Here is a 10,535-nt window from a genome sequence, read left to right as displayed (position 1 = left end):
TGCCGGGCTTGATCCGGCATCCAGCCACGACGCGTCTGCGTCGTGAAATGAGTCTCATGCGATCAAAGACTTGATCGCGCTGGACCCCGGATCAAGTCCGGGGTGACGGAGGGTGAATGCAACGACTTCCCAAATCCATCGGTCTGCGGATGCCTGAGGCGCTCCCTCCACCTCACAGCGGAAACAGGCTGGTCAGCGGCATATGCGATTTGATGATCGGCGATTTCAGCACCACGAAGCTGAAATATTTGTCGATGCCGACATCCATATCGGTCAGTCGTTCCATGATCGACTGATATTCGACGATGCCAGAGGTGACGAATTTCAGCAGGTAATCGTAACCGCCCGAAACAAGGTGGCATTCCACCACCTGGTCGATCTTTTCGACAACGCCGAGGAAGCGGGCGAAATCGATCTGGCGATGGTTCTTCAGCGTGATTTCCGTAAACACCGTCAGCGTCTGGCCGAGCTTGTTGATGTTGATCTGCGCCGAATAACCCTCGATATAACCTTCCGCCTGCAGCTTCTTCACCCGCATCAGGCAGGGGCTTGGCGACAGATTGACAAGTTCCGCCAGCTCGACATTGGTGATGCGACCGTTTTTCTGCAATTCGTAGAGGATCTTGATATCGATCCGGTCAAGTTTCATCACGTGCGGAACCCCTTTTTTGTTTTTTGAACACGCGGCATAAAATTCTGGCGCGGCAAAGGAAATCTTACCACATGGGCGAGCCCTGTCGACGTGGGGATATTTTTTTGATGCAGCATAAAGAGTTGCAGAGGCCTCGCCCAACAGCAGGAGATTCCGGCAAGAGGCCCAGTCTGGCAGCGTTTACACGCCGGCTGAGGTAAATTAGGACGAATAAAAGGAGTCCGACCATGCCCGCCCCGCTGCAACAGATCACGACATCGCCGGAACTGCCGACATCCGCAGACGCCGTCATTATCGGCGGTGGAATCGTCGGTGTCTTCGCCGCCTATTATCTTGCCCGGCGCGGCCTGAAAGTGGCGCTGGTCGAAAAAGGCCTGATCGGGGCCGAGCAATCCAGCCGCAACTGGGGCTGGTGCCGCCAGCAGAACCGCGACGCCCGCGAATTGCCGATTTCCACCAAGAGCCTGGCGCTCTGGGAAGAGTTTGGCGCAGAGAGCGGCGAGGACACGGGTTTTCGCCGCTGCGGGCTGTTTTACCTGAGCGACAATGAGGCCGAACTTGCCGGCTGGGCGCGCTGGCGCGACTTTGCCATTACCGCAGGCGTGACGACCCATATGCTGAGCGCCGATGAGGCGAGCGAACGTGGCCGATCCACGGGAAAGCGCTGGAAGGGCGGCGTGTTTTCGCCAACGGACGGCACGGCCGATCCTTCCATGGCAGCACCCGCCGTGGCGCGCGCCATCATCAAGCTGGGCGGCACGGTGCATCAGAATTGCGCCGCACGCGGGCTTGAGACGGAAGGCGGCCGGGTCAGCGCCGTCGTCACCGAAAAAGGCACGATCCGCACCAAAACCGCCATCATGTCCGGCGGGGCCTGGGCGTCGTCCTTTTGCCGGCAGCTCGGCATTCGTTTCCCACAGGCCTCCGTCCGCTCTTCCATCCTCTCCGTCACACCGGGTGCGGAAGGGCTGCCGGATGCGCTGCACACCGCCGCCGTTTCGGCAACGAAGAGAAAAGACGGCGGTTACACACTTGCCATCAGCGGGCTGGGGCGCATTGACCCGACGGCGCAGCAGATGCGGTTTGCCCGTGAATTCATCCCGATGTTCCTTAAGCGCTGGCGAAGCCTGCGGCCGGGCGGGCTGGAAGGCATTCGCGGCGGCCACGAGACGTTGAAACGCTGGCGGCTCGATGCGCCGACGCCGATGGAACGGGTTCGTATTCTCGACCCGAAACCCAACGCCGCCGCCATCCGCGAGACCCATAGAAGGGCGCTGGAGCTTCTGCCCGCCCTCGGCAAAACGCAGATTTCCGCCGCCTGGGCCGGTTTCATCGACAGCACGCCCGATGGCGTGCCCGCCATCGGCGAAACCAGCGAATTGCCCGGCTTCATTCTCGCCGCCGGCTTCAGCGGCCACGGTTTCGGCATAGGGCCGGGCGCCGGCCATCTGATCGCCGATATCGTGACGGGCTCGAACCCGATCGTCGATGCCGCCCCCTATCACCCCAGCCGTTTCCTGAATTCGTCCTGGGGCAAGGTCGCGGATTTCTGATCCTCGCTTAATGGGATGCGACAGGCTGACCACGACGAAAACGGCCGATGTGAAAATCCGCAATCGGCGTCGTGGTCTTCCCGGTCGCTATCAGCTCCGCCATCACGTCGCCGACACCCGGGCCGATCTGGAAACCGTGGCCGCTGAAGCCAAAGGCATAATAAAGGCCGGGGGTTGCGGCACTGTCTCCCATGACCGGCAGATCATCGGCCATGTAGCCTTCCACGCCGGACCAGGTGCGGATCAGCCGGGCATGGCGCAAGGCGGGTGCCAGCCGCAGAAGCTGACGCAGCTGGGCATGGAGCCCGGCGGGATCGTATTTCGCCCGGCGTTCATCCAGCGCGGCAGCGCATCGTTTCACCCCACCGAAAATGACATTTCCGCGCGGGATTTGCCGCATATAGATCACTTCGCCGGGAATTTTGGTGGAGACGCCAACGACCGGGTGAATGAACCATGGCAAGGGTTCCGTCACGCCCATTTGCGGGCCGGCAACCTCCAGCGGCACCGCCTCGCCCAAAGCGCCGGCAAACCCGCCGCCCCATGCGCCGCTGGCGACCAGCACGACGGGCGCGCGATAATCCCCTTCCGCCGTCATCACCCGGAAATCCTCACCCGCCTTTTCGATGGCCAGAACCTCGCAATTTTCCACGATCGTTGCACCGTCCCGCTGCGCCGCACGGGCGAAGGCGGGCGCGACGAGGCGCGGATTGGCGTGACCATCATGCGGCGACCATGATCCGGCAACCGCTTCCGGTCCGATGAAGGGAAATTTCTGCCGGATGACCTCGCGCGGGAGGATATGCAACTCAAGACCGTATTGCGCGGCATCGTCGCGGTATTTCTCGACCGCGGCGATCTGTTCTTCCGTCCAGAGAAACCGGATATGGCCGACGGGCATGAATTCCACATCCGCGCCGGTCAGTTGCTGGATGCGGCTCCAGATATCCCGCGATCTGTTGGCGAGCGGAAGCTGCCCGAGGTAACGGCCCTGACGGCGGACATTGCCGAAATTGGTGCCGCTCGCCTGCTGGCCAACAAGGAAACGCTCCACCAAAATGACGCTGACGCCCCGTTGCCGCAGGAAAAACGCCGTGGCGGTTCCGACAATGCCCCCGCCGACAATAATGACATCCGCCTCCGCAAGCGTGTTACGCATCATCGTCTCCCCTCACAATCGGCAGCGGCAGCGGTTTTACCGGAGCCTGCCCGCGCAGCCGTCCCGCCGATTCGACCGGCAGACCAGAGGCGGCGGCGACAATCTCCTGTCCCGCCTGCCCGCAGAACCGCCCCTGGCACCGGCCCATGCCGGCCCGCGAGAAAGCTTTCGAGCGATTGACCTCCGTTGCGCCCTTGCCGGTCACGCTCGCGCGCAGCTCTCCCGCCGTTACCACCTCACAGCGGCAGATGATCGTGTCGTCGGCAAGTGTCTGCGCCAACTGGTGCGGCCAGGGGAAGGCCCGGGCCATTCCCTGCGCAAAACGCCTCGCAGTTCTCAATTGCTTCCGACAGCGGCCGATCTCCGCGCGGGGTGGCTTCAAACCCTGATCCTCAAGAAGCGCGAAGGCGGCAAGCCGGCCGGAGGCTTCCGCACCATCTGCACCGAGAATCCGCACGCCGTCGCCCGCCAGATAGACATTCCGCACCGAACTGCGCCCCATATCGTCCACATCCGGCAACCATTGCCGTATCGGCGGATGAAAGGAGAAGCGACAACCAGCAAGATCGGCAAGCTGGCTTTCCGCCCGCAGATGATAACCCATACCGACCGCATCGCAGGCGAGGCGCGTTTCCTCACCGGAGCCATTCCGGTAGCGGATACCGGTCACACCGCTCTCGGCGTCACCGATAATCTCTAACGGTGCAATGCCTCGCTCGATCCTTATCCCGCCGGCCAACAGCGCCCCAACTAGCCGCATGCCCTTGAGGAGCTGCAACGGCCGCGCCGTCATCCCCGGCAGACCCTTGATCTGCGTGGAAAACGGCGTGGTATCCAGCACCGCCAGGGGGGTCGCGCCTGCCTTCATATATTGATAGGCCACGAGATAAAGCAGTGGTCCTGTGCCCATGAAAACCACGCGCCGCCCTATCGCGCAGGCCTGCGCCTTCAGGGATATCTGCGCCGCGCCAAGCGAAAAACACCCCGGTCTCGTCCAGCCCGGCAAAGGCATGATGCGGTCGGTCGCACCCGATGCGATGATAAGGGCATCGAAATTGAGAGCTTCGGATGTCTCGGCGCGCTGAATATGAATGCGATTGTCGCGGATTGCCCATGCCAGGGTCTGCGGGCGGTAATCGATATGGCCCGAAAGCCCATCGAATGCCTCGTGCGAAGCCTTCGCTTTGCCCGCTTCCGTGCCGTAAAGGGCCGCATAGGAACGCCGGAAATTTTGCGGCTGGCGGCGGTAGATCTGGCCGCCGCTGCGATCTCCCTCATCGATGACGACAGGGCGGAGCCCCGCCCGCACCAACGCCTCGGCGGCACGCGTACCGGCGGGGCCGGCGCCCACGATCACGACACGCAAATCGGCCATAACCCCTCCGGAACCTCGGTTCTGATATCCATGCCCGGGAGTACGGCGGTGGAACAGGCGCGCAGCCGCTCGCCTTCACCCGTCCAGACCCAGCAATCCTGACAGGCGCCCATCAGACAGAACCCCGCCCGCTCGCCATCGGCGAACTCGGACAAACGGGCAAAGCCGCGCGAGAGCATCAGCGCCGTCAGCACTGTGTCTCCCTCCAGCGCCTCGACCGGCATGCCGTCGATCAGGATGGGGCAAGCCGCGCGTCGCTCTTCGGCGATGCGCCTGAATCTGGCCAGCATCCGCGTTTCCTTTCCCGAAATCTTCGCAGGACCTCTCCTGCACCTTCACAGATTTCCACGGCAGAAGGTTTCCCGCCAATCGCAAATGGTCGCTTGAACAGAACCTTGGGTTATGGAAGAGATGACGCTGGAGGTTTCCATGAACGCCCGACAGCTTGAAATTTTCCGCGCCATCATGCGCGACGGCTCCGTGACGGCGGCCGCCAATTCGCTTGCCGTTTCCCAGCCCGGCGTCAGCAAGGTGCTGCACCATCTGGAAAGCCAACTGGGTTACAAGCTGTTCGAGCGCATTGGCGGGCGGCTGGTGCCGACGATGGAAGCACATCTGATCTATGAGGATGCCGACCGGGTTTTTCGCGAACTTGAAGTTCTGAAAAAACTGACGCGCACCATCGGCGAGCGCAAGCTTGGCCTTCTGCGCATCGGCGCCAGCCTGCCGGTCACCTATTCCGTGCTACCCGAGGCGCTGCTGGCATTCCGGCAAGCGCATCCGACCGTCAAAATCCACCTCAACGCCCTGCCCAAAAAAGAGATTGCCGAACAATTGCTGCTGGGCGACATCGATTTTGCGGTAACGCTTTCCACCATTCAGGCGCCGACGGTGCGCAGCGAAATCCTCGCCTCCGTACCGGTCGTGGCAGTGATGCGGCATGATGATGCTCTCGCCGAAATGATGACGGTGACGCCCCGCGACCTCGCCGGCAGGCCGCTGATTTCCTATGGCAACCATGCGGACGAGATCGGCCCGCAGCTGAACGAGGTCTTCGAACGCGACGGGCTTATGCGGGATGTCTCGGTGCAGGTCACCTCATCGGTGGGTGCCGTACCGCTGGTACGCGGCGGTATCGGCATTGCCCTTGTCGATGGCTTGGTGCGCTGGAACAGTTTCGAGGGGGTGACGGTGCGCCCATTCATGCCTGAAGTGACGATGAATGTCGCCGTTTCCACCAACACGGCCCGGCCGCTCTCGCGTTTCTTCAAACCCTTCGTCGGTGAATTGCGAAAGCTTTTTCGCGCCCTTCCCGCCCAGAATTGACGGACAAAACAATACCCGCAAGGCCTGAGCCTGCGGGTATTGCAGTCCGCCGCATGTGTTCGAACGGTCAGCTTTTCGGCAGGCCGGGCGGGTTGGTGCGCGATTCCGGCAGGGCTTCTTCCGATAGCTGCCAGCGATCCAGAATCTTCGCGTAAGCGCCGCTCTTGATCAGGTCGTTGGTGGCAAGCGTCAGCGCATCGGCCAGTCCCGATCCCTTGCGGGTGGTGATGGCGACATCGGACCGCTCCGGCCAGCCGGCCGAGAGCGTGCCGACACGCTTTATGGTCTTGTCACGCGCGGCGATGAAGACCAGCTGCGCATGCGGCTGGACGATCACATCCGCCCGCCCCGCTGAAAGCGCCACAAGCCGGGTCGCTTCATCATCGTAATATTGCAGCTCGATCGGCTTCAGTCCGGCGGCGACGTTTTCGTCGCTCCATTTCAGCAGAATACGCTCCTGATTGGTGCCGGCGCCGACGATGATCCTCAGGCCGGCCGCGTCCTTCGGCTCGCGGATGGCGGTTATGCCGCTGTCTGCCTTGACGAAAAATCCGTGCAGGCCCTGACGATAGGTGGAGAAATCGAACTTCTCCTTGCGCTGCTCGGTAACGCCCACATTCGAGATCACCGCATCGTATTTGCCGGAGGCAAGCCCCAGCGGCCAGTCCGCCCAGGCCACCGCCACCAGTTCCAGCTCCAAGCCAAGGCTGTCGGCCACCGCAAGCGCATAGTCGGGATCTGCGCCGACCACCGTTTTTGCATCCGTCGCATAGGTCGCGAGCGGCGGTCCGCCGGGTGCGACCGCGACAGTAAGTTTGCCCGGCGTGACGAATTTGAAATCCTTGGGAACGGCGGCAATCGCGCCGGGGTCTTTTTCAACCCGGATGCGGCCGGGCTGATCCGGCGACAGGTCGAAAACATCCGTTGCCGAAGCCGATGCAAAACCGGCGATTGAGAGAAAGGCGCCAAGCGTGGCCGTGGCGAGACGAGAGGTGAAGGTCATTGTGGTTTCCCGATAGAATGCCCGATAGAATGACTGTGGGACGGAGGTAGCGCGGACGGGAGGATGCCCGCGCTACCGGCTGAGTGATGTCCCACCTTCAACTCAGCTTTTTCGAAAATCTGGCCTTAGCTCTTGGGCAGGCCGGGCGGATTGGTGCGGGATTCCGTGATGGCTTCCGAGCCGAGGTTCCAGCGGGCGAGAACCTTGCCGTAATTGCCGTTCTTGATCTGGGCGTTCAGCGCGGCGGTGATGGCCTCCGCTATGCCTGCGTCCTTTTTCGAAGCGACGGCGATCTCGGCCGCTTCCGGCCAGCCGCCGGAGAAGGTGCCGACGAGCTTCGTCTTCTTCTGGCTTGCCGCCTGAAAGGCAGAGGTCGCATTAGGGCCGAGATAGGCATCCGCACGGCCGGATTGCAGGGCGACGTCAAGCACGGCCTGATCGTCATAATATTGCACCTCGGTATCGGCCAGTCCCTTCGCCTTGTTGTCCTTGATCCATTTCAGCAGGATCTGCTCCTGATTGGTGGCGGCCCCGACGATGACCTTCAGCCCTGCGACATCCTCCGGCTTGCCGATGGATGTGACCTTGCTGTTATTGCCGACATAGAAGCCGAGCAGATCGTTGCGGTAGCTGGAAAAATCGAACTTTTCCTTGCGGGCTTCCGTCACCGTGATGTTGGAAGTAACGGCGTCATATTTGCCGGATGCAAGACCGAGCGGCCAGTCCGCCCAGGCGATGGGCACAAGCTGCAGCTCAAGGCCAAGGCTGTCGGCGACCAGCTGGGCGATATCCGGTTCCACGCCGATCGGCGTTTTTGTGTCGCTCGCATAATCCACCAGCGGCAGCCGGAAGGGAACGGTCGCGACCGTCAGCTTTCCGTCGGCGATGAATTTGTGGCCGGCGGGCAGAAGCTTGATTGCCTCTTCCACCTTTTCGACGCGCACCCGCCCCTTCTGTTCAGGCGACAGGTCAACCTCCTGCGCATGCACGACCGGGATGAGCGCAGCAGTGGCGGTGAAAAGACCGCCGGCAAGCAGGGACAATAATTTCGATGAAAATGCCATGTGAGTGTTTCCTTTGTTGTTGATTAGAGAACTTTTGCGAGAAATTCGGCCGTGCGCGGGTGGTCCGGCTTGTTGAACACTTTCTCCGGCGTGCCCGTTTCGAGAATGCGGCCCTGTTCCATGAAGACGACCCTGTCGGAGACTTCGCGGGCAAAGCCGATTTCGTGGGTGACGATGATGAGAGTGACGCCGGAGCGGGACAGCTCCTTGATGACATCCAGCACCTCATTGACAAGCTCCGGGTCGAGCGCGGATGTCGGCTCGTCGAAGAGCAGCACCTTCGGCCGCAGCGCTAAGGCCCGGGCAATCGCCACACGCTGCTGCTGCCCGCCGGAAAGCTGGCGGGGGTAAGCACCGGCCTTTTCGGCAAGGCCGACGCGGGCCAGAAGATCGCGCGCTTCGGCCTCGGCCTGCTCTTTCGAAATGCTTCGAACGGCAATAGGCGCTTCGATGATGTTTTCAAGCGCGGTCAGATGCGGGAACAGATTGAAGCTCTGGAACACCATGCCCACTTCGACGCGGCGCTTCAGAATGTTCCTTTCCTTCAGCTCATAAAGCGTGTCGCCTTTCTGGCGATATCCGACCAGCTCGCCGTCGATGGCGATGAAGCCGTCGTCGACACGCTCCAGATGATTGATGGAGCGCAGCAATGTGGACTTGCCGGAGCCAGACTGACCGAGAATGGTGGTGACACTGCCTGCCGGAATGGAGAGCGTGACATCGTCCAGCACCTTCAGTGTTCCGAAGGACTTGGAAACGCCGTGGATATTGACCGAACCGCCACGGTTGCCGAGCTGGAAACTTCCCGTCCTGGCGGCGGCCAGTCGTTCAGGTCTTTCAATGGGGGGCGCTGGCGTCTCCACCGCTTCCGGCAAGGGCCTGCGCGGCAGGAATGTGCGATAGAGCGTGGCAAACAGCGAGGGCGGCGGATTGCGCAGCGCACCGCGCGAGAAGTGGCGTTCGATGTGATGCTGAACAATGGAAAGCGCGGTCAGGATCACCAGATACCAGACGGTGGCGACCATCAGCAGGGGGATCACTTCCAGATTGCGGCGATAGATGATCTGGATCGTATAGAACAGCTCCGGCAGCGCGAGGATATAGACCTGCGACGTGCCCTTGGCCAAGCCGATAATATCGTTGAAGGCCGTGGGCAGGATAGAGCGCATCGCCTGCGGCAGGACGATGCGGGACGCCTGTCGCCTGCGCGGAAGGCCGAGCGCGGCGGCAGCTTCGAGCTGCCCCTGATCGACTGAAAGGATTCCGCCGCGAACGATTTCGGAGGCGAAAGCGGCCTGATTGAGCGTCAGCCCCAAAACGGCCGCCGCAAAGGGCGTCATCAGCTGTGTCGTATTCCAGCTGAAGAAATTGATGCCGGTATAGGGCACACCGATTGTCACGGTTTCATAGAGATAGCCGAGATTGTTGAGTATCAGCAAAAGCACGATCAGCGGGATGGAGCGAAAAATCCAGATATAGGTCCAGGAGACAGCGACCAGCAGCGGCGAACGGGAAACACGGGCAAGCGCCAGCAGGGTTCCCAACACAAAACCAAACAACGCACCGAGCGCGGTCAGGAGCAGCGTCCGGCCGAGACCCACCAGCACCGGTTCGGCGAAGAACCATTCGGCAAACACATCCCAGCCCCAGCGCGGGTTGCCGAAAACGGAATGCACGACGGCGGCAATGATGAGGACGGAGAAAACCGTGCCCACCGTCCGCAGCGGGTAGCGGGCCGGAACGATGCGGAAATGGGAGTAACCGCCCGTGATCGGTTCACTCTTCTTGTCGCCCACGGCGAGATGCGGAAAATCAGAGGCTATCGTCATCGGAAAAAGGCCTTTCACGGATGGGCGGAAGAGGGTTGCGGCCGCACAGTCGCTATCGGCGCTCCTCCCGGAACAGAGACGGGTGCGGGTTCGGACAGCCATTTTTCGAAGGGCAACGACCGGATCGTCTCGGGATCGGCCGTGGTATCGAACAAAGCGCGATAACCATTGGTGAGATAAAGACCGACCGCTTCCGGCTGACGGAAGCCGGTGGTCAGATAGACGCGGGCATAACCCTGCCGGATCGCCTGCTGCTCCAGTTCCCGGAGCACGATTTTCGCAAGCCCCTGGCGGCGATGGGCGGAATGGGTCCAGACCCGCTTGAATTCCGCCGTTTCGTCGTCGTAGCGCATGAAGGCGCCGCCGGCGATCGCTTTGCCGTCGCGCAGGAGCAGCAGGAAATTGCCCGATGGCGGGCTGAAGGCTTCCGGCGGATATTTGTTCAGCTCCGCCTTGGCCCCTTCCGCATTGAAGAACGTGCCGTAGCGGCTGTCATATTCGAACAGCAACTCCTCCAGAAGCGGCGCTGCGAGCGGATCCTTGACGGATGTGTAGAAAAAACTGTCGCTCATGT

Annotated in this window: 10 protein-coding genes; 2 read left to right on the top strand and 8 right to left on the bottom strand. The window is 61.6% G+C overall.

The annotated features are described in order from the left end of the window. Window positions 1–172: 172 nt before the first annotated feature. Window positions 173–649 carry an Lrp/AsnC family transcriptional regulator gene (locus tag BTE54_RS18610; RefSeq protein ID WP_003506856.1) on the bottom strand — a complete coding sequence of 159 codons (477 nt, stop codon included), beginning with the start codon at window positions 647–649 and terminating at the stop codon, window positions 173–175. Between the two features lie 230 nt (window positions 650–879). Here BTE54_RS18610 and BTE54_RS18605 point away from each other — a divergent pair, with 230 nt between their 5' ends. After that, window positions 880–2,205 carry an FAD-binding oxidoreductase gene (locus BTE54_RS18605; protein ID WP_078053492.1) on the top strand — a complete coding sequence of 442 codons (1,326 nt, stop codon included), beginning with the start codon at window positions 880–882 and terminating at the stop codon, window positions 2,203–2,205. A 7-nt stretch (window positions 2,206–2,212) separates the two neighbouring features. On the opposite strand, the gene BTE54_RS18600 is transcribed toward BTE54_RS18605, so the two are convergent. The 3 genes from BTE54_RS18600 to BTE54_RS18590 are packed head-to-tail and all read right to left on the bottom strand — an operon-like array spanning window position 2,213 to window position 5,029. Further along, window positions 2,213–3,364 carry an FAD-dependent oxidoreductase gene (locus tag BTE54_RS18600; protein WP_078053491.1) on the bottom strand — a complete coding sequence of 384 codons (1,152 nt, stop codon included), beginning with the start codon at window positions 3,362–3,364 and terminating at the stop codon, window positions 2,213–2,215. Further along, window positions 3,357–4,739 (bottom strand): FAD/NAD(P)-binding oxidoreductase, encoded by a 1,383-nt coding sequence (locus BTE54_RS18595; RefSeq protein WP_078053490.1) that lies wholly within the window; start codon window positions 4,737–4,739, stop codon window positions 3,357–3,359. The genes BTE54_RS18600 and BTE54_RS18595 overlap by 8 nt, the downstream gene beginning before the upstream one ends. After that, window positions 4,718–5,029, bottom strand: a complete 312-nt coding sequence (locus BTE54_RS18590) for a (2Fe-2S)-binding protein (protein WP_078053489.1) — start codon at window positions 5,027–5,029, stop codon at window positions 4,718–4,720. Before BTE54_RS18590 ends, BTE54_RS18595 begins: the two co-directional genes overlap by 22 nt. 112 nt (window positions 5,030–5,141) lie before the next feature. Between BTE54_RS18590 and BTE54_RS18585 the strand changes: the two genes are divergently transcribed. Continuing rightward, window positions 5,142–6,065, top strand: coding sequence for a LysR substrate-binding domain-containing protein (locus tag BTE54_RS18585; protein WP_065657182.1), 924 nt, complete (start codon window positions 5,142–5,144; stop codon window positions 6,063–6,065). A gap of 67 nt (window positions 6,066–6,132) precedes the next feature. Here the strand turns inward: BTE54_RS18585 and BTE54_RS18580 are convergent, their stop codons facing one another. The 4 genes from BTE54_RS18580 to BTE54_RS18565 form a co-directional block, all read right to left on the bottom strand. After that, complete coding sequence (locus BTE54_RS18580) at window positions 6,133–7,068, bottom strand: ABC transporter substrate-binding protein (RefSeq protein WP_078053488.1); 936 nt, start codon at window positions 7,066–7,068, stop codon at window positions 6,133–6,135. Window positions 7,069–7,193: 125 nt separating this feature from the next. Continuing rightward, window positions 7,194–8,132 (bottom strand): ABC transporter substrate-binding protein, encoded by a 939-nt coding sequence (locus tag BTE54_RS18575; protein ID WP_078053487.1) that lies wholly within the window; start codon window positions 8,130–8,132, stop codon window positions 7,194–7,196. A 23-nt stretch (window positions 8,133–8,155) separates the two neighbouring features. After that, on the bottom strand, window positions 8,156–9,961 hold the full coding sequence (locus BTE54_RS25450; protein WP_078053486.1) for an amino acid ABC transporter permease/ATP-binding protein: 1,806 nt from the start codon (window positions 9,959–9,961) through the stop codon (window positions 8,156–8,158). A gap of 14 nt (window positions 9,962–9,975) precedes the next feature. Beyond that, window positions 9,976–10,533: a GNAT family N-acetyltransferase gene (locus tag BTE54_RS18565; RefSeq protein ID WP_078053485.1), complete on the bottom strand. Its 558-nt coding sequence runs from the start codon at window positions 10,531–10,533 to the stop codon at window positions 9,976–9,978. Window positions 10,534–10,535: the final 2 nt, after the last annotated feature.

The organism is Agrobacterium sp. YIC 4121 (genome assembly GCF_002008205.1).
GTDB lineage: Bacteria > Pseudomonadota > Alphaproteobacteria > Rhizobiales > Rhizobiaceae > Agrobacterium > Agrobacterium leguminum.
Note: the sequence above shows the minus strand (reverse complement) of the source record. Positions and strands in the feature narration are given on the sequence as shown.

Bases quoted from the DNA above. Each gene is read 5' to 3' on its own strand.
- BTE54_RS18610 (WP_003506856.1), bottom strand. From the start codon at position 649: ATGAAACTTGACCGGATCGATATCAAGATCCTCTACGAATTGCAGAAA.
- BTE54_RS18605 (WP_078053492.1), top strand. From the start codon at position 880: ATGCCCGCCCCGCTGCAACAGATCACGACATCGCCGGAACTGCCGACA.
- BTE54_RS18600 (WP_078053491.1), bottom strand. From the start codon at position 3,364: ATGCGTAACACGCTTGCGGAGGCGGATGTCATTATTGTCGGCGGGGGC.
- BTE54_RS18595 (WP_078053490.1), bottom strand. From the start codon at position 4,739: ATGGCCGATTTGCGTGTCGTGATCGTGGGCGCCGGCCCCGCCGGTACG.
- BTE54_RS18590 (WP_078053489.1), bottom strand. From the start codon at position 5,029: ATGCTGGCCAGATTCAGGCGCATCGCCGAAGAGCGACGCGCGGCTTGC.
- BTE54_RS18585 (WP_065657182.1), top strand. From the start codon at position 5,142: ATGGAAGAGATGACGCTGGAGGTTTCCATGAACGCCCGACAGCTTGAA.
- BTE54_RS18580 (WP_078053488.1), bottom strand. From the start codon at position 7,068: ATGACCTTCACCTCTCGTCTCGCCACGGCCACGCTTGGCGCCTTTCTC.
- BTE54_RS18575 (WP_078053487.1), bottom strand. From the start codon at position 8,132: ATGGCATTTTCATCGAAATTATTGTCCCTGCTTGCCGGCGGTCTTTTC.
- BTE54_RS25450 (WP_078053486.1), bottom strand. From the start codon at position 9,961: ATGACGATAGCCTCTGATTTTCCGCATCTCGCCGTGGGCGACAAGAAG.
- BTE54_RS18565 (WP_078053485.1), bottom strand. From the start codon at position 10,533: ATGAGCGACAGTTTTTTCTACACATCCGTCAAGGATCCGCTCGCAGCG.